Raw genomic sequence first — 24,523 nt, 5'->3', positions numbered from 1 at the left:
TTTCTCACTCCAGCGGGTGAAGGTTGCTGGGCTCTCGTACCCCGTTTGCCGCAGCGTCGTTCACCCATATGCAGCTCACCGAACGGGCTGCTCCACTGAAGGAGGAGACCATGCAGGTCAAGAAGATCGCCGCCGTCGTCGCCACCGCGGGTGCGCTCGGGCTGGCCGGTGCCGGCATCGCCAGCGCGAACGACGGTGCCAGCGCCCAGGGTGCGGCCTGGAACTCCCCGGGCTTCCTGTCCGGCAACGTCATCCAGGTTCCGGTGCACATCCCGGTGAACGTCTGCGGCAACACCGTCAACGTCATCGGTCTGCTGAACCCGGCGTTCGGCAACCACTGCGAGAACAACTGAGGCCGTCCCCGTTGACCGGGGGGACATGAGAGCTTCAGGTGCGGCCCCGGGAGGCGATCGTCCTCCCGGGGCCGTCTGGCGATTGTGGAGCTGATGTGGAGTCAACCGTGCCTCGTACGCCTCACTCTCGTTGGGCCTGGTACGGGGGCTCTGGGTACGGGGACCACGTACGGGGACCACGGGGCGAGAAGCAGGAAGCACCAGCACGACGGAGAGCAGGGCAACACATGCGACAAGCGGCCAAACGCGGATTGCTCACGGTCATGGCGACCGGGAGCGTGCTGGCCTCCACCGCGGGCGTGACGGCGGGGTTCGCGGCGGGCGCCGCCTTCGCCGACTCGGGTGCGAGCGGCACGGCCAGTGACTCGCCCGGCGTTGGTTCGGGCAATGCGGTCCAGGTGCCCGTCGCGGTGCCCGTGAACGCCTGCGGCAACACCGTCAACGTGATCGGCGCGATCAACCCGGCCTTCGGCAACCGCTGCGCCAACGGCGGGGGTGCGTCGCGCGGCGGATCCGGGGAGTCCGGCGGGTCCGGCGGGTCCCACTCGGGCGGGTCCGAGTCCGGTGGGAGCTCGGCGGGTTCGGACTCCGGCGGCGGCAGCGGCGCCCAGGGCGGTGCGCACGGTTCGCCGGGCGTCGGCTCGGGCAACGCGGTGCAGATCCCGGTCGACGTGCCGGTCAACGTCTGCGGCGACACCGCGAACGCGCCGGGCGCCGTCAACCCGGCCTTCGGCAACTCCTGCGGCAACGGCACCCACGCGGGTGGCGGCGTCCCCGCGCCGGTCCCCAGCCCCAGCTGCACCGGCCCCATGGGCGGGGCGGGCGGCATGGGTGGCGGTAACGGTGGCAACGGCGGATGCGGCACGGGCGGCACAACGGGCGGCGGCACCACCGGCGGTTCGACGGGTGGCCAGCAGCCCCCGCCGCCGCAGAACGGCGGCACGCCCAGCTCCTCGCCGAGCACGGGTGTCTCCGGCACCGGGAGCCCGAGCCCCGCTCCGGCCACGGGCGGCACGTCGGGTGGTGGCACCGGTGGCCACCTGGCCGAGACGGGTGGCGGCGACGAGGCCATGATCCTGGCCCCGGCCGGCGTCCTGGTCGCGGCCGGCGGCGCCCTGCTGGTCCGCCGCAGCCGTCGGCGCGCGTAGCCGGGAGCGGCGGTAGCCGCTGCCGGGGCTACGGAGCCCGGGATCAGTCGTCGAGGAAGCTGCTGAGCGGGCTGCGCACCTGGCGGATGATCCGTCGCTTCAGCGTGATCTTGCGTCGCCCGTCCGGGTACAGGCGGAGGCGGTCGAGTTCCCAATGACCGTACTCCGCCTGCTCGGTCAGCAGCGTGCGCGCCTCGTTGCGGGAGACCGTGCGCGGCAGCAGCAACGAGCGGAACTCGTACTCGGGCTGCCGCACGATCTTCTGCGGCGGCTTGCTCAGGGGTGGGGTCAAGTCACTTCCTCCCAGGACGTACAGGGGGTAAGCCTACGACCGGGGGCAGCCCCGGCTCCAGAAGACTGCCCAGGGCGGCCTCAGGGCAACCGACGCGCGGAATTCGGGTGAGGGGATTACTACGACCCGGATAACACCGGTGCGCGGAGGGCCCGGAAGCGACTAGCGTGCGGGGCATGTCTGATGTCGCGCGTCCCACGGAAGCCCAGATCGCCCAGGTACGCATGGCCGCGGAAGCGGTGAAGGCTGCGATCGACGCGCACCTCGCGGCGGTGGAGGGGAGAACGGGGGCGGGCGACCCGCTGGTGGCGGGAACCTACGAGGCCCTGGCCGACGCGGCGGAGAGCTACGACGAGCTCCTGGACAGCGTCCACGACGAGTTCACGCCCTTCGAGGTCCCGCGCAGCGGTGGCACCGGAATCCTGGACCGGATCGAGCCGGAGGCCGTCTCCGTCCTCATCCGCCGCGACTACACCGTGACCGACGCCCGCCGCCTGCGCGAGACGGTCGGCGCCACGACCGTCTCCGGTTCGCTGCGCGCGCTCTTCGCCGAGTACGAGCCGGACCGGGTGGCCCACCACGTGTCCGAGTTCGGCCTCGAAGAGGGCGACTCGACCCTCTGGGTCGTCGCGAGCGAGCCGGTCGCGGAGCCGGGGGAGTGGCTGGCGGAGCCGTTCGACGTGGCCGACGAGGACCTGCTGATCTGCCGCTTCGACGTCATCGAGGACTACGAGGAGCTGGAGCCGGCGGACCCGAGCTGACTCAGGGACGGTCGGCTCTTGCATCTCCGGTCGCTGGAGGTCGCAGACTCGGGCCATGGACAGCGACGACATCGCACCGCTTCTCACCATCGGAGACCTCGCCCGCCGGACCGGCCTGTCCGTGCGGACGATCCGGTACTGGTCGGACCTCGGCGTGGTCGCCGAGGCGACCCGGAGCGCGGGCGGGCACCGGCTGTACGACGCGGCCGGGCTCGCCCGGCTGGAGTTGGTGGCGACCCTGCGCGAACTCGGCCTCGGCCACGCCGAGGTGAGATCGGTGCTCGACCGTGGGCGGACCCTCGCCGAGGTCGCCTCCGCCCACGTCGCCGCGCTCGACACCCAGCTCGCCACGCTGCGCCTGCGGCGCGCGGTCCTGTCCGCCATTGCCGCCGGAGACCGTGAGGAGCAGCAGGACATGGACCGACTGAACCGGATGGCGCGCCTGTCCGCAGAGGAGCGCCAGCAGATCACCGACGACTTCGCCGCCCGCGTCGGCGCCGGACTGGACGCCGCGCCAGGACTGGTGGACCGCCTGCGCGGCACCGGCAGCACCCTGCCGGACGACCCGACGCCGGAGCAGCTCGACGCCTGGCTGGAGCTCTCCGAGATGACGCGCGACCCGGAGTTCGAGCAGCTCGCGCGGGCAGCCCTGGCGGCGAGCCTGGACGCGGACCACGCCGGTGCCGACCGGCACCGCCTCTTCGCCGAGAACCTCGACGCCACGGTGGGCGCGGCCCTGCGCGCGGGGCTCGCCCCGGACGCGCCCGAGGCGGCTGAGATCCTCGACCGCCTGCTCGGCCACCCCGACCCGACCCGCCGCGCGGCTGTCCGCACCCGTCTCCGATCCCAGCTGGACGCGGGCGTGGACGACCGCCTTGAGCGCTACCGACGACTGCTCGCCGTCACGCAGGGCGGTCAACCACCGACCTCGCGCGTCGCGGCCTACACCTGGCTCGCCACCGCTCTGGAGACGCACTGACGCCGGCGGCAGCGGGCCCGTGCGGGGTGGGGCTACTCGCCGGACAGGATCGCGCGCAGGCGCGTGGTGCGGGGGCGGGCCACCTGGGTGGCGACGTTCTGGTGGAGGGCCTCCGGGGCGATCCCGCTCACCAGGGACAGGTGCCGCTCCGCGCGGCCGCACGCGGTGTAGAGCCACTGGCGGGTGAGCTCGGGGCCCGAGTCCGGCGTTGCCAGGACGACGACGCCGGGCCAGCGGCGTCCCGCCGCCTGATGCGCGGTCAGCGCCCAGCCGTGACGCAGCTCACCGATCCGCTCGCGCGGGACGACCGCCGTCTCCTCCCCGAACGTGATCTCCAGGCCCTCGGGGACGGCCCGGCTGACCACACCCTCGCGCAGGGCGCTCGGCGTCGGCGCGTGCACCACCGCGTCGCCCGCGTCGAAGCCGCCGAACTGGCCGGGGCCCGGGTTGAGCCGCGCCTTCAGCGCGGCGTTCAGCGCGCGCGTGCCGGCCGGACCGGCGTGGACCGGCGTCAGCACCCGGACCTGCTCCGCGGGGATGTCCAGCGCGCGCGGGATGGAGTCGCCGACCAGCTGGACGGCCCGGTGGACCGCCTCCGCCGCGTCGCGCGCCTGCACCAGGACGACCTCCTTGTCCGGCGCGGCGACCGGCTCGAACTCGCCGATGCCGATGCCGGAGACCAGCTCGCCGATCGGCCCGAAGTCGGGCTGGCGGGAGGCCACGACCGGACCCGGCCTGGCCGCCAGCAGGTCGGCGAACACCCGTCCAGGACCCGGCGACCACAGCTCGCCCGGATCGCCGCTGAGGACCAGCCGCGCCCCGTCGGCCAGCGCCTCGACCAGCGTCGCGGCCACCTCGACGTCGAGCGCGGGCGCGTCGCAGACGATCAGCAGGTCGAGCGCCAGCGTGCCGTCCACGTCGTGGGGGGTGGTCGCCAGCAGTTGGGCCAACGGCTGGGCGAGCGGGCCGCCGCCCGCCCCGGAGGCGTCGAGGCGGCGGGCGCTGTCGGCGTGCGCCGCCGCAAGAGCGGCACGCAGGCCCACCGCGCGGGCGGCCTCCAGCAGCGCGACGGGCTCGTTGCGCGCGGTCTCGCCGCCTGTGTGCAGCACGAGGGGCGCGTCCGCGACGGCCCGGATCAGCGCGGCAGCCGAGGAGTTGGGCGCGGCAGCCGCGACCTCCTCCCACCCGGCCCGCTCCGCGCCTTCGGCGGCCCCGCGTCCCGCGCCCGCCCCGGCCCGGCCGGTGCCGTCCTCGTCCGCCTCGGCGCTCGCCGCCCCTGCGGCGCTGGCCGCGAGGTCATCGTTGCCGCCGGGGCGTTCCCCGGTTCCGCCGGTGCCGTCCTTGTCCGCCTCGGCGTCGGTGTCGGCGCTCGCCGCCCCTGCGGCGCCCGCCGCGAGGTCATCGTTGCCGCCGGGGCGTTCCCCGGCCCTGCCGGAACCGCTCCCGTCCGCCTCTGCGTCGGCGTCCGTGCTCGCCGCCCCTGCGGCGCTGGCCGCGAGGGCGTCCTCCGCGCCCGCCGCGAACGCCTCGTCCGCCTCGAGCGCGGACGCCGACCCCTCGGGGGTCCACTCCGAGCCGCCCGCCGCGGCCTCGCGGCCGGGGAAGGTGGAGACCAGGCGGACCAGCCCGTCCGCCAGGCTCTCCTCCGCCAGCGCGAAGCGGTCCAGCGCGAGCAGCGCGCGGCCGACGGGGCCGTCCTCGGACTCGTCCTCGTCGTCGCCCTCCTCCTGGAAGGTCATGACGCGGCCGTCCGTCACCACCGCGAGCAGCGCCTCGTCCGGATTCGGGACGCCCTCGCGCGCGAGGCCCGCGCGGACCTCGGAGAGCTCGACCGCCGTGTGGCCGTGCAGCGCGGCCCGATCCAGCAGCCACTGGACCAGGGCGCCGGCCCGGCGCTCGTCCCCTGGCGCGGCGTCGGCGCCGAGCAGGCCGCGGGCGAAGGCGTCGGCGTTGGCGGGGAGCACACCGGGCACGCCGAGGACGGCCCAGGGGTCCTCCCGCAGCAGCTCCGCCGCCCGCTCGCCGAGGGCGGCCACCGCCGCGCCCGCGAGCTGCGCGGGCGCGCCGCCCTCGCCCAGTACCGCGGCCGTCTCGCTCAGCGCGTCCCGCGCCTGCGCGTCGACGTCCTGCCCCCGGCCGTCGGCGGCACGGATCGCCTCGGCGAGCTGCTCGGTGACGGCGGCGGCGGTCTCCGTCCCGAGGCCCTCCGTCGCGGGGACCTCCGTCACGGAGCCGTCCGTCGTTGCGCTGTCGGTCATCGGTGGTGACCCTTCGGTGGGGACTGTTCCTTACGCGAGAACGCTATCGGTCACCACCGACAGCCCGTGCCCACCGAATCGGTCAGTACAGCGCGGTCCAGTTCTGGTCGGGGTAGACGTGGACCGGTGCCGAGATGTCGTCCAGCGCCGCGCGGATCTCGTCGGGCAGTACCAACCGCTCGACCTGCAGCGCGGCCTGGAGCTGCGAGGCGGTGCGCGCACCCAGCACCGGCGCGGTCACGCCCGCGCGGTCGCGGACCCAGGCGAGCGCCACCTGCATGGGCGTGGTCGCCAGCCCGTCGGCGGCGGTGGTCACGGCGTCGACGATCCGCCGGCCCCGCTCGTCCAGGTACGGCTGCACGAACGCGCCGAACGACGGGGAAGCGCCGCGCGAGTCCGGCGGGGTGCCGTGCCGGTACTTGCCGGTCAGCACGCCGCGGCCGAGCGGGGAGGAGGCCAGCACCCCGATGCCCGCGTCCAGGGCGGCGGGCAGCACCTCGCGCTCTATCCCGCGCTGGAGCAGCGAGTACTCCATCTGCGTCCCGGCCAGCGGGGTCCGTCCGGGGACCGCCCGCTGCCAGGTGGCGGCCTTGGCCAGCTGCCAGCCGCAGTAGTTGCTGACGCCCGCGTACTGGGCCCGGCCGCTGCTGACGGCGAGGTCGAGCGCCTGGAGGGTCTCCTCCATCGGCGTCTCGTCGTCGTAGGCGTGGACCTGCCACAGGTCGACGTAGTCGGTGCCGAGACGGTTCAGCGAGGCGTCGAGCGCTTGGAGCAGGTGTCCGCGCGACCCGTCGAAGCGGCGATCGCGGTCGGGGACGCTGCCCGCCTTGGTGGCGATGACCAGCTCCGCGCGCGGGACAAGACTGTCGGTGAGCCGGCCGAGCAGGTATTCGGCGCCTCCGTCGGCGTAGACGTCGGCGGTGTCGACGAGCGTGCCACCGGCGTCGACGAACGCCTTGAGCTGGTCGGCGGCCTCGTGTTCGTCCACGTCCCGGCCCCAGGTCATGGTGCCCAGACCGAGGCGGGACACGCGCAGGCCGGTACGGCCCAGATGACGCTGCTGCACGGGAGGCTGCCTTCCTTGGGTCGCGCTGCGGTCGCGGCGCAGCAGGGATGCGGGGCGAGCCTACGCGGATCGGCGTGCACCCGGGGGCATCGGCGATCACCCGCCTGGCGGCGTGTCCCAGCGGGCCCGGACCCGTGCTTGGCTACCCGCCAGTAGCCGCGGGCGGACCCGCGCACTAGAGTCGGCCCAGGCGCCCCACCGACGCGAGCGCCGTCAGCCCGCCCGTCAGGAGGCAGCAGCGTGCGACTCGGGATCAACCTCGGTTACTGGGGTCTCGGCAACGACGCCGACAACATCGCCGTCGCGCAGGAGGCGGACCGGCTCGGCTTCGCGGTCTGCTGGGCCGCCGAGGCCTACGGCTCCGACGCCGCGACCGTGCTGGCCTACGTGGCCGCGAAGACCGAGCGCATCGACGTCGGCTCGGCGATCTTCCAGATCCCGGCCCGCACGCCCACGATGACGGCGATGACCGCCGCCACCCTGGACACCCTCTCCGGCGGACGTTTCCGCCTGGGCCTCGGCGTCTCCGGCCCGCAGGTCTCCGAGGGCTGGTACGGCGTCAAGTTCGACAAGCCGCTGGCCCGCACCCGCGAGTACGTGGAGATCATCCGCAAGGCGATGGCCCGCGAGCGGGTCGTTCACGACGGCGCCAACTGGACCCTCCCGCTGCCGGGCGGCCCGGGCAAGCCGCTGAAGCTGACCATCCACCCGGTCCGCGAGCACATCCCGCTCTACATCGCCGCGATCGGCCCGAAGAACCTGGAGCTGACCGGCGAGATCGCCGACGGCTGGCTCGGCATCTTCTTCGCCCCGGAGCAGGCCGAGCTCTCCCTCGCCTCCGTCCGCGCGGGCCGCGAGAAGGCGGGCCTGACGCTCGACGGCTTCGACGTCGCCCCGAACGTCCCGATCGCGGTCGCCGCGAGCGACAGCGAGGCCGATCTGGCCGCGGCGGCGGACATCTTCCGTCACTACACCGCGCTGTACGTGGGCGGCATGGGCAGCAAGGAGCAGAACTTCTACAACCGCATCGCCTGCCGCATGGGCTACGAGGCGGCGGCGGACGAGGTCCAGAAGCTCTACCTCTCCGGCGACAAGGCGGCCGCGGCGGCCGCGGTCCCGCAGCAGCTCATCGACTCCACCACCCTCGTCGGCACCCGCGACCGCATCGCCGACCGCCTCCAGGCCTACGCCTCCGCCGGCGTCACCACCGTGAACCTCGCGCCCGCCAGTTTCGGTAATACGCTGGACGAGCGCCTGCATGCCTTGCGCACTGCCGCAGAGGCTCTTGAGCTGGCGGGCCTGGGTTGAGTTGACCTGGCGGCCGGATTCCCCCGTTGGGAGGAGCGATCCTCCCTGACCCGAGGGAAGAAATGGCCACCCTGACTAGCACAAACGACGCGCCCGTAACCCAGTTCGATGGTTGCGGGCGCTGTCTGCTTGGGGTCCGGCGGCTCTCGCGGGTGCAGGGCGTCACGTCCTCCCCAGCACGGCAACGTGATCTGATTCTGGACGCCGTGCAGCGCGACGGTGGGCATGTCATCGCCTGGGCTGACGACTGGGACGTTTCCGGTGCCTCCGACCGATTCACCCGGCCTCAGCTCGGTCCATGGCTGATGGGGAAGCGCGGCCCCTTCGACGGGCTCGCGGCATCTGCTGTGGACCGTGTAGGCCGTGATGTCTACGAGGGGCTGCGACTGGCTCGTGAAAATGCTGCTGCGGGTCGGACGCCACTGACTGCGGATCACGTCGGATTCTGGGACCTCACGGACCCGAACCAGGAGCAAGAGTTCCCGCTGAAGCTGTTCGGCGCCCAGATGGAGCACCGAAGCATCCGGACGCGGAACCGTCAGTGGCCGCCGGCTAAACCGGTTCCGCAGTGTTCACACCTGGCACCACGACCGGGAACCCGGCCGGCACACGAATGGTCCGTCATGCGGGCGAGCGCACGCGGCGCCTGCGCGCCCGGCGGTCGGGCACGTTTCGGGTGGATCGGTCAGGGGCTGAGCCGGAATCCCGTGACGATCTCGGGGTGACGAATGGTGTGGTCCATCGTGTGGTCGGTCCAGGGGCGCAGCAGGGTGGCGAACTCGGCGGCCTCGTCGGGGTCGGTGACCAGGGTGGCATAGCCGGTGACCACGACGCTCCATCCGGTGCGGGCGAGGGGGTCGATGTCGTCGGCCTCGTAGGCGACGACCACGCCTGTGGATCCGGGGGCGTCGGCGGCGTTGACCAGGGCCGCGCCGCTGTGGCTGCGGATGACGATGTCGCCCTGGTCGACGATGTGGTTGGGGGACCTGGCGACCGCCGAGAAGCTCGGCGTGAAGGCGCTGCCGCGCCGTGCGGAGAACTGCGGCCGCACCCTGGCCAGGGGCTCGTCGCGTTGCCACCACCTGCCTCAGCGCGGGCTGACGATGACGGTCGCGATGACAGGCCCGGCGAGGGCGAGTAGCGTTTGCTGAGGATGCCTGATGGGCGAGATTCATCCACCTTGCGGGTTCGGGACAACGGGCTCCCTGGTGGCTGGACTTGCTGCTCGATCTGGCTTGCGCCGGTCACGCAGCGCGCGATCGGCGAGTCCGACGGAGAGGCTGGTCACCCGGACACGTACTGGTAGACCGCCAGTTGGTCCCGGATGCTCAGACGCAAGGGGGGCCGCCCACGGAGGTGAACCACGCGTCCCCCGTCGTGCCGTGAGCGGAGGTCGACGATCTGGGCCGGCCGGCCGCCGGTGAACACCCAGTCGCCCACGACGAGGGCGCGGGCGGTGGCGAGCAGCGGCGACGACAGGACGCGGCCGTCGGGCAGGACGAGGCGGCTCGGCGCTGAGGCGACGCCATCGGTCGGCTGCACCAGGTGAACCCTTCGCGTTGGGCCGTCCTCACGCGGAGGTGGGCCAGAACAGGAGCTGGTTCAGGAAATCCGGACCGACGGGAACCGTGAACGTGCTGCTGCTCTGTGAGTGCGCTGCTTCTTGGTTGTGCCACGCGAAGGCCACGCGCGTGTCCGGGTGATCGATCCGGTGTTCGGGGTCGGCCACGACGATCGTCGCGCCGACTCGTCGTGCGCCGCGGGAGATCACGGTGAAGGCGGAACCTCGGGGGAGTGCCAGTTCCACCCGGTCGCCGGGGCGCACGCCGTGGGCCCGCAGGCCGCCTGCGACTCGGGTGCTGAGGTCGTCCAGTTCGTCCTCGGTCGAGGCGATTCGGCCCAACGGACGTGACTGGACGGTTCGGTGGCTGCACGAACCCGTTGTCGCGCTGGTGGCGAGGTTGCTCATCTGGTCTCCCGGCAGGTGGATCGCATCACAGCGATCGTCGCTGTCGGCGTCGGTCCGTGACGATGTGGACGCCGACAGGGTTTTCGCGCGCGTCTCTGTTGCCGGCGACAACGACGATTGGGCCAACAGGCGCGAGTCAGAGGCCGGTTGTGCAGCAGACTGGCCGTTGACCCTTTCGGCGGCCGGGCCAGGCCGTCCCCCGATCACGTGAGGCGTAGGCGTGCGGCAAGTGGCTTTGGATCCGGCGGTTGGCGAGCTCGCGAAGGTGCTGACTCACAGGCTCGACGACCTGGTGGCAGGCATGGCCGACTCGATCGTTCAGGGGATCGAGGTCTACCGCACCTCCGGGGTGAAACCGCACGACCTGCACGACTCGTTGCGGCACAACACCAGTGGAACGCTGGCCCACCTGACCGATGGGCAACCGCTGGACCTGTCCGGGCCTGCCGCGACCGGCCGCACCCGGGCCCTGCAAGGCGTGCCGCTGCCGGAGGTCCTGCGCGCCTACCAGCTGAGTTTCAGCTACTTCTGGGATCAGCTGCTGCTGGAGGCGGTCCGCTCCGGTCCGGAGGCTCAGTCGGCGCTGCTGCGCGCGGCCGGCCGGGTCTGGGGGGTCTCCGAGAGCTACTCCACGGCCGTGACCGCCGCCTACCGCGACGCGCTCGCACAGCGGCTCGTCGAGACCGACCGCAGGCGTTCCGCGCTGGTGGCCGCGCTGGTTGACGGGCCGCCACCCGGCAGCGACACCGTCTGGGAGATCGCGCGGATGCTCGGGTTCCCGTTCGAGGGGACCTTCCTGCTGGTGACGGCGGAATCCCACAGTGCGGGGGAGCCGCCGCTGCCCGGATTGGACGTCAGGTGCCAGGCGATCGACGTCGCGTTCGCGTGGCGTGCCGAGCCGGGCCACGAGATCGGTGTGCTGTCCCTGCCTGCGCGTGGGGCGGCCGGGCCGGTCCTGGACGCGGTGCGGGCCGCGGCGGGCGGGCGCGTCGGTGTGAGTCCTGCGTACACCCGTCTCGACCAGACTCCCCGCAGTCTGCGCTATGCCCAGGTCGCACTCGAATCACTGCCGGCGGGTACCTCGGGGGTGCGGCAGTTGGAGGACACGCCGCTGACCGAGATGGTGATGAACAATCTGGAGACCACCCGGCGAGCGGTCAACCGCATCCTCGGTGGAGTCCTGTCCCTTCCCGAGAACGACCGCACCACCCTTCTGGCCACCGCCCGCGCGTGGCTCGAAGCCCATGGCTCGGCCGCAGAGGCGGCCAGAGCGCTGTACTGTCACGAGAACACCGTGCGGTACCGCATGCGCCGCCTGGAGGAGTACCTGCGCGGCTCCCTGGACAATCCGGAGATCGTCGCCGAACTGGCCATGGCCATCAACGCCGTCGGCGCCTTCCCAGTGCTGCTGGACCCGCACACACCGACCACACCCACCCACGCGTAGCAGTCTTGCGGCCCACGGTCCGGGGCTGCAGCAGGGGACGTGGTCGGCGAGCTCTCCAGGGCCGATGGCCGGAGTCGCGCAGCCGCTGCTGACCTCACTCCATCCGGCGCGGCTGGGAGGGGGCGATCGCGTAGGCCTCATAGGCGACCACCGCAGCTGCCGAATCGCCGACGACAACCATCTTTGTCGTGGCGACCACTACTCCGGCAGCCCGAGCAGGTACTGCTTGACCTAGTTGTTCAGGGACTCCGGTCGCATCAGCCGGGCGCCCCGCGCCCGGGGCCCGTTTCGTGCAGTTGTCCGGCAGGGCACGGGCGTTCAGGTCGCGGGTTCGCACGGGCAGGGGACCGCCCTGCGGTGGTTGACGCCGCAGTTGAGCCGGACACCTCAGGTCTCAGGCGCCTGCGGTGCAGCCGGTCGTCACGGCGCGCCCTCTCGCTGCGAGCCTGGCAGCATCGAGTTATGCACCCAGCCAATACCACCGGAGCGAGCCATTCGGTTCTGTACTACGGCTCCTTGGAGAGACAACACGTCCTGCAGGTGTTCTGGGAGGCCCGCGATGCGGGCAGCGCGACGATGGCCGAGTCCCTACTCGGGACGATCCGTGAGGCCGCCGACGACGCCGAATTCGTCGTGCAGTTCCACTTCGCGGCGAACATCGACGACGAGTTCGGGGGAGTGGGTTCGCGGCGCGCCCTCAGCGCACTCGGAGCAGCAGCCGACGTGGGGGCCGCCGAGTTCGTCGCACTTCTGAACGTACTGTTCTCGCATCAACCCGTGTGCTTCGCCTGCGACTCGTTCTGCGACCCGCGGTTCCTGCTCGACCTAGCATGCCGAGTGCCGGGTCTGCGGTCGGATGGATTCGACCAGAAGGTCATGGAGGACACCTACGCGGACTGGGCAGCGAACGCCACCGCGGCCTTCCAGCTGCCCGGCATATGGGCAACCCCGACGATATTGTTCGACAAACGCGTGATCTGGCTGGACAAGCTCGTCATGCTCGGGGTGCCCCGAGATCCGATGCTCACACCACGGCAGTTGCTCGCCGGTATCCGGGCGTAGCGGCGACGCGAGAAACGTGCGCAGGTAACCCGGCAGCGCGCGCAACGCTGGACGGACAACAGCGTCTACGTTCCCGCAGAAGCAGGTCGATTGATGCAGCATGGCGTTTGACACAGCATCGCGTTCCCTACGGCGGTTCGCTGCCGGGGCAGGAGTCTCATGGTCGTCCCTCAGTCCATCGTCAGGCCCCCGGCCCGTGCCGCTGTGATCCTTGTCGGCGTCTTCGCCGCCGGCGGTGAGGCGACCGTGCGCGGTTTGCTCCAGGACCTGGCGAGCATGATCCGGTCGGTGGGGTTCCGATCCCCGGCCGACGGGCTGACCTGTGTGGTCGGCATCGGCTCACAGGCGTGGGACCGCCTCTTCGAGGGCCCGAGGCCGCGTGAACTCCACCCGTTCTCGGCCCTGGCCGGTCAGGTACACCGTGCGCCGGCAACACCCGGTGATCTTTTCTTCCACATCCGCGCCCAGCGGATGGACCTGTGCTTCGAGCTCGCCCGCCTGATCACGCAGCGATTGGGCGACGCGGTCACCGTCGTCGACGAGGTGCACGGGTTCAAGTACTTCGACGAGCGCGACCTGCTCGGCTTCGTCGACGGCAGCGAGAACCCCGAGGACCAGGCCGCGGACGCCGCCGTGTACGTCACCGACGAAGATCCGGGCTTCCGTGGTGGCAGTTACGTGATCCTGCAGAAGTACCTCCACGACATGGACGCATGGGCCAAGTTGACCACCGAGGAGCAGGAGCGGGCCATCGGCCGCAGCAAGGCGTCCAACGTGGAGATGCCCGACGACGTCAAGCCCGCGAACTCGCACGTCGCGCTGAACACGATCGTCGAGGCGGACGGCCGGCAACGGCAGATCCTGCGCGAGAACATGCCCTTCGGAGCGGTGGGACGCGGCGAGTTCGGCACGTGCTTCATCGGATACGCGCGCACGCCGTCGGTCACCGAGCGAATGCTGCGCAACATGTTCCTGGGCGACCCACCCGGCAACACGGACCGCATCCTCGACTTCTCCACGCCTGTCACCGGATGTCTGTTCTTCGTCCCGAGCGCGGAGTTCCTCGACGGCATCGGAACCTGATCGGGGGCTGAACAGCTGAGCCGGTCCCCTCGCGTGCGAGCTGGCCCTCGCTGGCACACGCCGGTTGTTCGAGCGCGCCGCTCAGGACACCCCTGGGATGTCCCGCCACTGGATGCCTGTCGCCGAGGAGGAGGACGCCGGAGACGCGTACGTGGTGCGAGCCGAACTGCCGGGCGTCCCGCGCGAGCGGGTGTCCGTCGAGCTGGACGGCAAGGAACTGCACATCTCCGGCTCCGTGGACGAGACCGCAGCGGGCAGAACACTCAGCCGTCGGCAGGGGACCTTCTCCTACGGCATCCGGGTGCCCGGGGACGTGGACAGCGCCGGGATCCACGCCCGGCTCGCGGACGGCGTGCTGACGATCTCTCTCCCCAAGTCGGGGGAGCAGGCCCGCCGACGCATCGAGATCGACGTCGACTAGCGGGCGGTGACTTTCGTGCGTTGCGCCTGCCGATCCTACGCAGGAACGGCGGACCGGTGGCCGGGCGAAGCTTCGCAGGGACGACCGGTCCGCCGACACCAGGGGCGTCAGGGCTCGTAGCTGCTCGGCGGGAACGCCTCGCGGTCCTTGCGTGGCAGGTCGGCGTCCCCGGCGACTTCGCCGCGTCGTGCCTCGCGGTCGACCTCGGCCTCCTCACCCGCATACGCGGTGTCCGCGTCCGGCTCGGCCTCGGGGTCGAGCCCGACCTCCTCGCGGTCCAGCTCGGTGCGCTCCTCGAGCTCGTCCTCGTCCGGACGCCGGGGCAGGCCACCGCCGTGGCCGGTGTCCGGGTTGCCCTCGACGGTCTTGTTCGACTTGTGGTGCGCCATGGTCTCTCCTCGGGTCGTCAGGTCGCTTCGGCGCTCGTGGTGGCGCCGGCCGGCGACTGGGACTCGGACTCGGACGCTTCCGCGTCGCTCTCGTCGTGCTCTGCCGCCGCGCCGGTGTCCGCGTCCTTGCTGCGGATCGTGCAGTGCAGGGAGTCGCCCTGGACGTCGGCGACGATGGTGTCGCCGGGCCCGGCAACACCGCCCAGGAGCAGGGACGCGATGCGGTTGTCGAGCTCGCTCTGGATGGTGCGGCGCAGCGGGCGGGCGCCGAACTCGGGCTGGTAGCCGTGGGCGAGCAGCAGCTTCTTCGCGGCCTCGGTGACCTCCAGCTTCATGTCCTGCGCGGCGACGCGGCGCTCGCTCTCGTCCAGCAGGTGGTCGACGATCTTCGCGAGGTCGCCCTCGGTGAGGGCGTGGAAGATGATGATGTCGTCGATGCGGTTGAGGAACTCGGGAAGGAACCGCGTCCGCAGGTCCTCCATCAGTTCGTCCTTGATCTCGGAGACGTCGCCCTTGTGGGCGATGATCCGGTGGGCGCCGATGTTGGAGGTCATGATGACCACGCAGTGGCGGAAGTTGACGGTGCGGCCCTGGGCGTCGGTCAGCCGGCCGTCGTCGAGAACCTGCAGCAGCGCGTTGAAGACGTCCGGGTGGGCCTTCTCCACCTCGTCGAAGAGGACGACACTGTAGGGCTGGCGGCGGACCTTCTCGGTCAGCTGGCCGGCTTCCTCGTAGCCGACGTATCCGGGCGGGGCGCCGACCAGGCGGGCGACGGTGTGCTTCTCCTGGAACTCGCTCATGTCGAAGCGGATCATGCGGTCCTGGTCGCCGAAGAGCTGCTCGGCCAGGGTCTTGGCGAGTTCGGTCTTGCCGACGCCGGTGGGGCCGAGGAAGAGGAACGAGCCGACGGGGCGGTTCGGGTCGCCCATTCCGGAGCGGTTGCGCCGCACCGCCTCGGAGACGGCCGTGACGGCCTCGTCCTGGCCGACGACGCGCTCGTGCATCGCGTCCTCCAGGCCGAGCAGCTTCTCCTTCTCGCTCGCGGTGAGCTGGGAGACGGGGATGCCGGTGCGCCGGGAGACCACGTCGGCGATGTCGTCGGTGGTCACTGTGACGACGCCGGGACGGCCCTCCTCCGCGCCGGCGAGCTCGCCCTCCTGGACGGCGATCCGCCCCTTGAGCTCGGCGGCCTTCTCGAAGTCCTCGGCCGCGATGGCCTGGTCCTTCTCCCGCCGCAGCTGCGCGAGCCTGGCCTCGTGGCCGGCGACCTCGGTCGACGGCCCGGCGGTGCGCAGCCGGACCCGGGCGCCCGCCTGGTCCATGACGTCGATGGCCTTGTCGGGCAGGAAGCGGTCGCTGATGTAGCGGTCGGAGAGCTCGGCTGCGGCGGCGAGCGCCTCGTCGGTGAAGCGCACGTCGTGGTGGGCCTCGTAGGCGTCGCGCAGGCCTTCCAGGATCCGCACGGTCTCCTCGACCGTCGGTTCGGGGATCAGGACGGGCTGGAAGCGGCGCTCCAGGGCGGCGTCCTTCTCGACGTACTTGCGGTACTCGTCGATCGTCGTCGCGCCCACCACGTGCAGCTCGCCGCGGGACAGGGCGGGCTTGAGCATGTTGCCCGCGTCCATGGAGCTGTCCCCGCCCGCTCCGGCGCCGACCATGGTGTGCAGCTCGTCGATGAACAGGACGATGTCGCCCTCGGCCTCCTGGACCTCCTCGATGACCTTCTTCAGCCGCTCCTCGAACTCGCCGCGGTACTTGGCGCCCGCGACCATCCCGGCCAGGTCCAGGGAGATCACGCGCTTGTCCTTCAGCGTTGCGGGCACGTCGTCCGCCACGATCCGCTGCGCGAGGCCCTCGACGATCGCGGTCTTGCCGACGCCCGGCTCGCCGATCAGCACCGGGTTGTTCTTCGAGCGCCGGGAGAGGATCTCCACCGTCTGCTCGATCTCGTCGGCGCGGCCGACCACCGGGTCCAGCTTGCCGGCCTTCGCCTCCTCGGTCAGGTCGCGACCGTACTCGTCCAGCGTGGTCGCGGGCTTCTGCCCGTTCGTGGAGGCACCGCCTCCACGGCCGTCCCCACGCCCGCCTCCACGGCCGTCCCCACGCCCGTCCCTGCGGCCGCCCCCACGGCCGTCCGGGCGGCCGGCCCGGTCGGTGAGCCCGCGCAGTCGGCCGGAGTCCACCCCGGCGTTGCGCAGGATCCGCGTCGCGTCGTCCTCGGCGCCCGCCAGCAGGGCGCCGAGGATGTGCTCGGGGCCGATGTAGGAGGAGCCGGTCGCCTGGGCGTGCTCATAGGCGGTGGTCAGGGTGCGCTTGGCGGCCGGGGTCAGGCCTGGCTCGTCCGTCTCGCCCGCGCCCCGGGGCAGGGCTGCGGCGACCTGGGCGGCGATGTCGTCGGGGGAGAGGCCTGCGCGGGCGATCAGGGAGCGCGCGGGGTCGACCTGGGTCGCTGCCCAGAGCAGGTGCGCGGTGTCGAGTTCGGACACCCCGTCGTCCTCGGCCCGCTGCGCCGCGAGATTGATGAGCTCCTGGGCGGGCTCGGTCAGGAGCCGCCCGATGGGGATCCGCTGCACCGCGGGGGGCGAGGAGGCGGGGGACATGCCGAAGAACCGGTTGAGCAGGTCACTGAAAGGGTCGTCTGATCCGAACGCGGAGCCGAAGGGCATAGACATGACCTCTCCTGACTGACGACGGACGCCGCAGGACAACACCACTCAAGCCCCACCCGCGGACGGTCGCAAACGCGGACCGGGATCCGTCGAATGGCCCGCGAGCGGAGCGAGTGCTATCAGGCGCCGTGGCGTTCGGTCCGCTCTGGCGGGGAGGACTGCCCCAGCAGCGTGGGGAACGTGCCGACCGCGTCCAGCGCCATGGCGAGCTCGGCGACGATCAGCGGGTCCTCCAGCGGGCCGCGCAGGAATTCCTCCAGCCGGCGCATCCGGTACCGCACGGTGTTCTCGTGGCAGTACAGCCCCTTCGCAGCCTCTGCGGCAGAACCGCGCGCGGCGAGCCAGCCCCGGGCGGTGGCCAGGAGTGTCGTGCGCTCGGCCTCGGGCAGTGACAGCAAGCCGCCCAGCACGCGGTTCACGGCACGCCGGGTGGTGTCCAGGTTGGTCATCACCAGTTCCGTCAGCGGGGTGTCGTCCAGTTGGCGGACGCCCGGTGCCGCCGGTGGCAGGGACTCGAGCGCCACCTGCGCGTACCGAAGCGCCCGGCCGGTGTGGTCGAGCTGGTGGTAGACCGGGCTCACCCCGACGCGCCCGGTCGCGCAGGCACCGATCGCTTCCAGAGCGAAGGCGGTCGGCTGCGCCGGGAGGGAGAGGACCGCGATCTCGTGTCCCGGCTGTGCCCGCCACGCCGAACGCACGTGCAGTGCCCGCAGTCTGGGCTCCAGGCCGGCCAGCGGCGGTTCGGCGAGCTTGTCCGCCTCGGCCGTCAGCACCACGAAGGTGCCCTGGTAGGGGAAGTCGAGCATGCGCGCGATCTCCCAGGCCGACTCCCCGACCGGCAGTTCACCGTCGACCAGGGCGGCGACGAGCGCGGAGCGGCGGCGGTCGGTCTCCAGCATCTGCTGGGCGGCCGCCTCCCGGTAGGCGTCGGTGAGTGCCAGGGCGTAGATGTCGGCCAAGGTCCACACCTTGGTTGCCGCGGCCAGCAGCGCCCGTGTCGGCTCTTCGCCTCGACTCTCTGCCTCGGCGAGCAGTTGTTCCCAGAAGTAGGCGAAGCTCAGCCGGTAGCAGCGCAGGATCTCCGGCAGCGGTGCGCCCTGCAGGGCCCGTTTGCGGCCGGTCGCGCTCGGCGCCGTCACGTCGGCGGAGTCCGTCGTGGGCGAGGTGAGGTGAGCGAGGATGAATCCCACACTGCCGCGCAGCCCTTCGAGGAGATCCTCCCGGCTGACCACGGCACTGCGGTAGAACTCCATTTCCCCGGCGATGAGCTCGGCCATGGCGGTGACGAGGGAGTCCGTCCGCGCGCTCAGCGCGCGGGCGATGTCGGTGATGTCGGCGTCGGAACCTGGTTCGGGCACTCCCAGAGCCTAGCCAGCAGCGCACTGAGGGGTACCGCATCCGGGTTTTCTCCGCGCCGACGGTCCGGGACTGTCGGCGCCCACAGAAATCCTTGTCGCTGTCGCCATGGGTGTGCCGGGTCCGTCCACGCCATGATCGTGTGCGTCCGAGCCGCCGGTCCACGGGCAGCCCGGCAGTCAACGGGGAAAGAGAACAGAACAGTTGAGCAACCTCGCCGTCAATCTCACGGGCGCGACCAGGCAGGTTCCGCACCGCCCCGCCGTCCGGCGCGGCCGGAAACTGCTGACCTACGCGGGCCTGGACGAAGCCAGTGCGCGCGTGGCCGGCGGCCTGATCGCCCACGGCATTCGACCGGGCGACCGCGTAGGACTGGCCCTGGACGGCGCCCCGGCCTTCGCAGCGCTCTACTACGGAGTGCTGCGTGTCGGCGCCGTCGCCGTCGTTGTCAGCCCCCGACTGGGGCGGGATAAGACCCGTGACATCCTCGATGCTTCCGCCGCTCGCCTCTGCTTCGCCGAAGGCAGTGAGCCGGCGCGACCGACCGAACCGGCTCTGCCCGCGAGGTGCCTACGGGTCAGCGTCGGTCCGGACTTCCTCGACCAGGTGGCCCTGTGGCCCCTGCACGCCGGCCTCGTTGACCGCGCCGACGACGAGACTGCAGTGATCACCTGGGCACAGCCGGCCGACGGCGATCCTGTCGACCCGGCCGCGGCACCCACCGGCCTCAGCCACCGAGAGCTCCGGGCGTCGGCGTTCGTCGCCGCCACGCTGCTGCTCGACCTCAAACCCTCCGACACGGTGCTCAGCTACGCCCCGATGTCCGGCCCCCTCGGACAGACCTGCGCTCTCAACGCCGTGATCCTCGCCGGCGCGAGCCTGAGCCAACCCCCGAACCCCGACGACCTCACCACTGCGGCGCTCACCATCGTCCGCGAGCGCGCGACGATCCTCGCGGGGGAGCCGGTCGTCTTCTCCACCCTCGTGCACGCCGCTCCGCGCGGTCTGAGCAGCACAAGTCTCCGCCTGGGCGTGTCCAGCGGGCCCCTGCCGTCGGAGGAGACCCGGAGCCGCATCAGCCGCGCGCTCGGTGTGCCGCTCGTCGAGGCGGAGTGGCCGACGGGTGGAGATTGACGGAGATTGAATAGGACCTGCCTTTTCCCATTGATCGGCGGCTAGGCCTGCGTGGCACGGTCAACCCGGAGAACGCCTGTCGCACAGGACTGGCGCCGGCCGAGCTCGAGCACCTGAAGGGTGAGCGTCATGAACGCCTCCGACGATCCGAAGGCCGATCCCGCGGCGGAGCCCGCGCAACCGGGGTTGGAGCCCAGTGTGGGAGCGGTGCCGACGGAGCGCCCGGAGTTCCACCCCTACCACCACCCGGCTGCCGGATGGGGCGCCGCGAAGAGCGTGACGAATTTCCTGGTGCGCGAGGGCGAGTACCTGGACGGGCCCCGCGCGATCATGAAGATGAACCACGAGAACGGCGGCTTCGACTGTCCCGGTTGCGCCTGGCCGGACGACATCAAGGGCCTGAAGCTCGACCTGTGCGAGAACGGCATCAAGCACGTCACCTGGGAGATGACCCGCAAGCGCGTGGACCGCGCGTTCTTCGCCGCCCACTCGGTCGGTGAACTCGACGGGTGGTCGGACTTCGCCCTGGAGGATCAGGGCAGGCTGACCGAGCCGATGGTCTACCACGCGGCGAGCGACCACTACGTCCCGATCAGCTGGCGCGACGCGTTCGAACTCGTCGGCCGCGCCCTGCGGGAGCTGGACGACCCGAACCAGGCGGCGTTCTACACCTCCGGACGGCTCGGCAACGAGGCCACCTTCCTCTACCAGCTGATGGCCCGCGAACTGGGCACCAACAACCTGCCCGACTGCTCGAACATGTGCCACGAGGCCAGCGGCCGCGCCATGCAGGCCTCGCTCGGCACCGGCAAGGGCACGGTGGACCTCAAGGACTGGGAGGCGACGGACGCCCTGTTCATCATGGGCGTCAACGCCGCCTCCAACGCGCCCCGGATGCTCACCGCGCTGGCGGAGGCGTACAAGCGTGGCGCGCAGATCGTGCACATCAACCCGCTGGTCGAGGCCGCGGCGCGGCGCACGATCATCCCGCACGACTTCGTCGACATGGCGCTGAACAAGTCGACGAAGACGAGCACGCTGAACATCCAGCCCCGCATCGGCGGCGACATGGCGCTGGTGCGCGGCATGGCCAAGGCCGTGCTGGAGCAGGCGAAGACGGACCCGAAGGCGCTGGACCAGCTCTTCATCGACCGGCACACCAGCGGCTTCGCGGAGTACCGGGCGGTTGTCGAGGCGACGGAGTGGTCCGAGATCGAGCGCCAGTCCGGAGTGTCGCGCGCCGACATCCTCAAGGCCGCGCGCGTCTACCGCGACGCCGACCGCAGCATCGTCAGCTGGTGCCTGGGCGTGACCCAGCACGAGCACGGCGTGGACACCGTCCGCGAGATCGTCAACCTGCTCCTGCTGCGCGGCAATCTGGGCCGCGAGGGGGCCGGCCCCTCCCCGGTGCGCGGGCACAGCAACGTCCAGGGCAACCGCACCTGCGGCATCGACCACCGGCCCGCCCCGGAGTTCCTGGACCGGCTCGGCGAGGTCTGCGGGATCGACCCGCCGCGCGAGCACGGCAAGGACACCGTGACGACGATCGAGGCGATGCACCGGGGTGAGATCAAGGTCTTCGTTGGCATGGGCGGCAACTTCGCGCTCGCCGCGCCCGACACCCCCTACACCTACGCGGGTCTGCGCCACTGCGAGTTGACCGTGCACGTCAGCACCAAGCTGAACCGCAGTCACCTCGTGCACGGCAGGCAGGCGCTGATCCTGCCCTGTCTCGGCCGCACCGAGAAGGACCACCAGCGCGGCGGCGAGCAGGGCACCTCCGTCGAGGACTCGATGAGCATGGTTCACCTCTCGCGTGGCATGAAGCGGCCCGCCTCACCGCACCTGTTGTCCGAACCGGCGATCATCGCGGGGATCGCCCACGCCGCCCTGCCTGCCAGCCGCACGCCGTGGCAGTGGTACGTCGAGGACTACGACCGGATCCGCGACACCATGGCCCAGGTGCTGGACGGCTTCGAGGACTTCAACCGGCGGGTGCGGCTGCCGCTCGGCTTCCGGATCAAGCAGCCCGCCCGGGAGCTGGTCTTCCTCACGCCCTCCGGCAAGGCCGAGTTCTCCGCTGCGCCGCTCCCGGACGTGGTCCCCGCGCCGGGCACGCTCGCGCTCGGCACGATGCGCAGCCACGACCAGTGGAACACCACGATCTACTCCGACAACGACCGCTACCGGGGCATCAAGAACCTGCGCACGCTGGTCTTCATGAACCGCGACGACATGCGCGAACGCGGCATCGCCGAGTTCGACCGCGTCGACATCACCGCCACCGCCCGCGACGGCTCCACCCGCTCGGTGGAGGGCTACCTCGCCGTGCCCTACGACATCCCGCGCGGCTGCGCGGCGGGCTACATGCCGGAGATGAACGTGCTGTGCGCGATCGGCGACTACAGCACCCAGAGCGACCAGCCCATCATGAAGCACCTCAAGGTCAGCGTCGTGCGCTCCGAGGCGATCCACACGCCCCCGGATCGGGCGGAGCCCGCCCATCTGGGCTGACCGAGCGTGACCTACCAGGCGTAGATCCGATTCATGATCTCGTGGCGCGGTGCGCTCTCCGGGCCGGGATAGGACAGGAGGATCGGCGTACCGCTCGGGTCGCGGCCCTCGACGACGGTGAAGCCGTCGACCTGCCAGGTTGAGGTGTGTGTCGCCCCTGTCTTCAGGAGTTGCTCGCACCGGCTCAGGTCGTCGACGTCGGTGGCAGTCCAGATCACGTACTGCACGCCGACATCGCCGGCGGCGTGCGCGCCGTGCGGACCGGTGGCTCGCAGGTAGAGCTGGAGCCCGTCGGTGCGGGCAAGAAGGCAGGCGGTGTCGGTCCGGACACGCACGTCGACATTGAGCAGCGCCCGGTAGAACCGTACGGACTCGTCCAGATCACGGACGAACAGCACCACCGAGGTCAGCTGCGGGCCCAAAGGGCTGTGGCCAGTACCCATGATTGCCGCGGTCCTTTCGTCGTGCCTGCCCGGCGGACTCGCCGCGTGACCTGTCGCGCCGCGTCGGGGTCCGGGTCGAGTCGCCCGGTTTCACCCTGCCCCACCTCTCCCAAGCCGGCGACTCGGGAGAACAGCTCGACTCCAGCCCTCGCCGAGACTCGTTCAGCTTCCGTGGAGCATGCGGTCCAGCAGCACGTAGCCACGCTGTTCTTCGGTGGCGAGTACAGCCGGGTCCACACCAGCCTGCAGCAGTTCGCCGGCCGCCGCGTCGTCGGCCTCGCGCAGTTCGACGACCGCGGCGGCCAGGCGCACCTGCGCCGGCTGGAGCGAGACCGAACCGACCGCCAGCGACCGTTCCGCGCGGTCGCAGGCCTGGCGGCAGGCAAGCAGTGCACGCTCCACTCGGACGGCGGCGCGGTCGCGGGCGACCAGCAGCGCGCACAACAGGCCGACGCCGATGCCCAGCAGGCTGCCCAGGCCGCGGTCGAGGATCAGGTTCTCGGCCGAGGCCGGCGCGGCCAGTTCGCTCATCAGCAGTGCCAGCGGGGTGAGGAAGACAACGCCGAGTGCGTAGTTGCGCGCGACAAAGTATTCGAGTGAGAACTCCAAAAGCACGATCACCACGGCGAGGACCGTCGCGTCCGGGCCGGTGGCCAGGACCGCGACGGCGATCAGCAGCCCCGCGAGTGTGCCGAGGGTCCGCTGCACGGCCCGCTGCGCGGTCGTGCGCAGGTTGACCGAGTGCAGCACGGCGGCCGCCGAGATCGCCGCCCAGTAGCCGTGTCCGAGGCCCAGTGCCAGGGCCAGGCCGCCGGCCGCCCCGGTGCCCAGTGCCATCCGCAGCGCAGGCACGACGAAAACCGCCAGATGACGGGAATGGTCGCTCGTACGGCCCGTGATGAGTTCGGCCGTGCGACGGCCGGCGGCCTCAAAGGGGGACCGACGGGTCCGGGCTCCGCAGGAACACGCCCCGCCCGTCGGTTCCGGAACGGACCGCAGACGAAGCCCGGCCAGCAGCACCGGCGATCGACGGCGCCCGTTGACCAGGAGACGGACCTGGTCGCGCAACTGCCGCGCGACCACGGCACGATCCTCGGGCAGCCTGCTCGTCGAGCTGATCAGCAAGGACCAGGACAGGTCCGCCAGCCGGACACAGACCCCACCACGCGCTTCCCGCTCTGCCGCCGTGGGCAGTTGGGCCCCCAGCGTGCGGTAGGCCTGCAACACGGCGACAGTGGCCCGCTGCCGCGCGCCCGGTGCGACGTCGCCCGGCTCGCAGACACCCACCACGTCGGCCACAGCCCGCAGGGCGGCGGCCACGGCGAGACGCTGTGGACGGTCGGGATGCCACAGCCAGCCGGCCAGTGACAAGGCCCAGGCCGATGCCGCGCCCGCCGCCGCGACCCCGGTCTGCGGTCCGATGTCCGCGCTCGTGGCCGAGCCGTTCGCCGCGACCGCGAAGGCGAACAGGAGCAGGACCGCACCCAGCCCGCTCAACCGGGCGGCATCGCAGGCGAACTTCGCCGCTCCCGCGACAGCGGCGGTGACGGCGATCACCACCACCGCGCCTGTTCCGCCCGCCGCGGGTCGGGCGAGCACGGCGAGGGCCGACCCGGCGGCCACGACCGCCGTCATGGCCAGGGCCACGGCGGCCAGGATCCAAGCACGCCGTCGGTAAGGCATGTTCCGGCCGAACGTCGTGGTGAACGCCCCCAGCATCGCGTACACGGCGAGCCTGCTCTGTCCGGACAGTGCGATCGGCAGGGCGGGAATCGCCATGGCCGTGGCCGCGCGCACGGCGAACAGCAGAGCGCCGTCCACCGGCTGCAGCACCAACACACCCCGCGAGGACATCGCCAGCGCCGTCACCA

23 protein-coding genes are annotated in these 24,523 nt (G+C 71.6%); 12 read left to right on the top strand and 11 right to left on the bottom strand.

Annotation, left to right across the window (positions count from 1 at the left end):
• Positions 1–110: 110 nt before the first annotated feature.
• Together ABH931_RS10030 and ABH931_RS10025 are read left to right on the top strand one after the other, a co-directional pair.
• Complete coding sequence (locus ABH931_RS10030; RefSeq protein WP_370111972.1) at positions 111–353, top strand: chaplin; 243 nt, start codon at positions 111–113, stop codon at positions 351–353.
• Positions 354–616: 263 nt separating this feature from the next.
• The gene (locus tag ABH931_RS10025; RefSeq protein WP_370111970.1) at positions 617–1,501 is read left to right on the top strand and encodes a chaplin; all 885 of its coding nucleotides are present in this window, start codon (positions 617–619) and stop codon (positions 1,499–1,501) included.
• A 43-nt stretch (positions 1,502–1,544) separates the two neighbouring features.
• On the opposite strand, the gene ABH931_RS10020 is transcribed toward ABH931_RS10025, so the two are convergent.
• Positions 1,545–1,757, bottom strand: a complete 213-nt coding sequence (locus ABH931_RS10020) for a DUF5703 family protein (protein ID WP_042365471.1) — start codon at positions 1,755–1,757, stop codon at positions 1,545–1,547.
• A 212-nt stretch (positions 1,758–1,969) separates the two neighbouring features.
• On the opposite strand from ABH931_RS10020, the gene ABH931_RS10015 reads away from it, so the two are divergent.
• Positions 1,970–2,554, top strand: a complete 585-nt coding sequence (locus tag ABH931_RS10015) for a hypothetical protein (RefSeq protein WP_370111968.1) — start codon at positions 1,970–1,972, stop codon at positions 2,552–2,554.
• Between the two features lie 55 nt (positions 2,555–2,609).
• Positions 2,610–3,533, top strand: a complete 924-nt coding sequence (locus ABH931_RS10010) for a MerR family transcriptional regulator (protein ID WP_370111967.1) — start codon at positions 2,610–2,612, stop codon at positions 3,531–3,533.
• Positions 3,534–3,565: 32 nt separating this feature from the next.
• On the opposite strand, the gene ABH931_RS10005 is transcribed toward ABH931_RS10010, so the two are convergent.
• Positions 3,566–5,791, bottom strand: coding sequence for an ATP-binding domain-containing protein (locus tag ABH931_RS10005; protein ID WP_370111965.1), 2,226 nt, complete (start codon positions 5,789–5,791; stop codon positions 3,566–3,568).
• A gap of 82 nt (positions 5,792–5,873) precedes the next feature.
• Positions 5,874–6,857 carry an aldo/keto reductase gene (locus tag ABH931_RS10000; protein ID WP_370111963.1) on the bottom strand — a complete coding sequence of 328 codons (984 nt, stop codon included), beginning with the start codon at positions 6,855–6,857 and terminating at the stop codon, positions 5,874–5,876.
• A gap of 240 nt (positions 6,858–7,097) precedes the next feature.
• Between ABH931_RS10000 and ABH931_RS09995 the strand changes: the two genes are divergently transcribed.
• The gene (locus tag ABH931_RS09995) at positions 7,098–8,165 is read left to right on the top strand and encodes an LLM class F420-dependent oxidoreductase (RefSeq protein ID WP_370111961.1); all 1,068 of its coding nucleotides are present in this window, start codon (positions 7,098–7,100) and stop codon (positions 8,163–8,165) included.
• 62 nt (positions 8,166–8,227) lie between these two features.
• Positions 8,228–8,890, top strand: a complete 663-nt coding sequence (locus tag ABH931_RS09990) for a recombinase family protein (protein ID WP_370111959.1) — start codon at positions 8,228–8,230, stop codon at positions 8,888–8,890.
• On the opposite strand, the gene ABH931_RS09985 is transcribed toward ABH931_RS09990, so the two are convergent.
• From ABH931_RS09985 to ABH931_RS09975, 3 genes are all read right to left on the bottom strand, one after another.
• A complete protein-coding gene (locus tag ABH931_RS09985) occupies positions 8,851–9,216 on the bottom strand; it encodes a pyridoxamine 5'-phosphate oxidase family protein (RefSeq protein WP_370111957.1) in 366 nt (121 codons plus the stop codon). The two genes, ABH931_RS09990 and ABH931_RS09985, sit on opposite strands and share 40 nt — an antisense overlap.
• Before the next feature lie 233 nt (positions 9,217–9,449).
• Entirely contained in the window at positions 9,450–9,707 is a 258-nt protein-coding gene (locus ABH931_RS09980; protein WP_370111955.1) for a hypothetical protein, read from the bottom strand.
• 28 nt (positions 9,708–9,735) lie between these two features.
• Positions 9,736–10,134 (bottom strand): AMP-binding protein, encoded by a 399-nt coding sequence (locus ABH931_RS09975; RefSeq protein WP_370111954.1) that lies wholly within the window; start codon positions 10,132–10,134, stop codon positions 9,736–9,738.
• Between the two features lie 265 nt (positions 10,135–10,399).
• Here ABH931_RS09975 and ABH931_RS09970 point away from each other — a divergent pair, with 265 nt between their 5' ends.
• From ABH931_RS09970 to ABH931_RS09955, 4 genes are all read left to right on the top strand, one after another.
• Complete coding sequence (locus tag ABH931_RS09970; RefSeq protein ID WP_370111952.1) at positions 10,400–11,581, top strand: PucR family transcriptional regulator; 1,182 nt, start codon at positions 10,400–10,402, stop codon at positions 11,579–11,581.
• A 462-nt stretch (positions 11,582–12,043) separates the two neighbouring features.
• Positions 12,044–12,643 (top strand): hypothetical protein, encoded by a 600-nt coding sequence (locus ABH931_RS09965; protein WP_370111950.1) that lies wholly within the window; start codon positions 12,044–12,046, stop codon positions 12,641–12,643.
• A gap of 159 nt (positions 12,644–12,802) precedes the next feature.
• Positions 12,803–13,726: a Dyp-type peroxidase gene (locus ABH931_RS09960; RefSeq protein ID WP_370111948.1), complete on the top strand. Its 924-nt coding sequence runs from the start codon at positions 12,803–12,805 to the stop codon at positions 13,724–13,726.
• Between the two features lie 97 nt (positions 13,727–13,823).
• Complete coding sequence (locus tag ABH931_RS09955) at positions 13,824–14,147, top strand: Hsp20/alpha crystallin family protein (RefSeq protein WP_370111946.1); 324 nt, start codon at positions 13,824–13,826, stop codon at positions 14,145–14,147.
• Between the two features lie 107 nt (positions 14,148–14,254).
• Here ABH931_RS09955 and ABH931_RS09950 read toward each other — a convergent pair whose 3' ends face one another.
• From ABH931_RS09950 to ABH931_RS09940, 3 genes are all read right to left on the bottom strand, one after another.
• Positions 14,255–14,536, bottom strand: a complete 282-nt coding sequence (locus ABH931_RS09950) for a hypothetical protein (protein WP_370111945.1) — start codon at positions 14,534–14,536, stop codon at positions 14,255–14,257.
• A 17-nt stretch (positions 14,537–14,553) separates the two neighbouring features.
• The gene (locus tag ABH931_RS09945) at positions 14,554–17,208 is read right to left on the bottom strand and encodes an ATP-dependent Clp protease ATP-binding subunit (protein WP_370111943.1); all 2,655 of its coding nucleotides are present in this window, start codon (positions 17,206–17,208) and stop codon (positions 14,554–14,556) included.
• A 116-nt stretch (positions 17,209–17,324) separates the two neighbouring features.
• Positions 17,325–18,563 (bottom strand): PucR family transcriptional regulator, encoded by a 1,239-nt coding sequence (locus tag ABH931_RS09940; protein WP_370111941.1) that lies wholly within the window; start codon positions 18,561–18,563, stop codon positions 17,325–17,327.
• A 202-nt stretch (positions 18,564–18,765) separates the two neighbouring features.
• Between ABH931_RS09940 and ABH931_RS09935 the strand changes: the two genes are divergently transcribed.
• Positions 18,766–19,695 (top strand): AMP-binding protein, encoded by a 930-nt coding sequence (locus tag ABH931_RS09935; protein ID WP_370111939.1) that lies wholly within the window; start codon positions 18,766–18,768, stop codon positions 19,693–19,695.
• A 129-nt stretch (positions 19,696–19,824) separates the two neighbouring features.
• Positions 19,825–22,209 carry an FdhF/YdeP family oxidoreductase gene (locus ABH931_RS09930; RefSeq protein ID WP_370111937.1) on the top strand — a complete coding sequence of 795 codons (2,385 nt, stop codon included), beginning with the start codon at positions 19,825–19,827 and terminating at the stop codon, positions 22,207–22,209.
• A gap of 11 nt (positions 22,210–22,220) precedes the next feature.
• Here ABH931_RS09930 and ABH931_RS09925 read toward each other — a convergent pair whose 3' ends face one another.
• Positions 22,221–22,652: a VOC family protein gene (locus ABH931_RS09925; RefSeq protein ID WP_370111935.1), complete on the bottom strand. Its 432-nt coding sequence runs from the start codon at positions 22,650–22,652 to the stop codon at positions 22,221–22,223.
• A 162-nt stretch (positions 22,653–22,814) separates the two neighbouring features.
• Positions 22,815–24,506, bottom strand: a complete 1,692-nt coding sequence (locus ABH931_RS09920; protein WP_370112021.1) for an FUSC family protein — start codon at positions 24,504–24,506, stop codon at positions 22,815–22,817.
• Positions 24,507–24,523: the final 17 nt, after the last annotated feature.

Origin of the sequence: Streptacidiphilus sp. MAP12-33, assembly GCF_041261265.1 — a bacterium.
GTDB lineage: Bacteria > Actinomycetota > Actinomycetes > Streptomycetales > Streptomycetaceae > Streptacidiphilus.
This window is presented reverse-complemented; position numbering and strand designations above follow the sequence as displayed.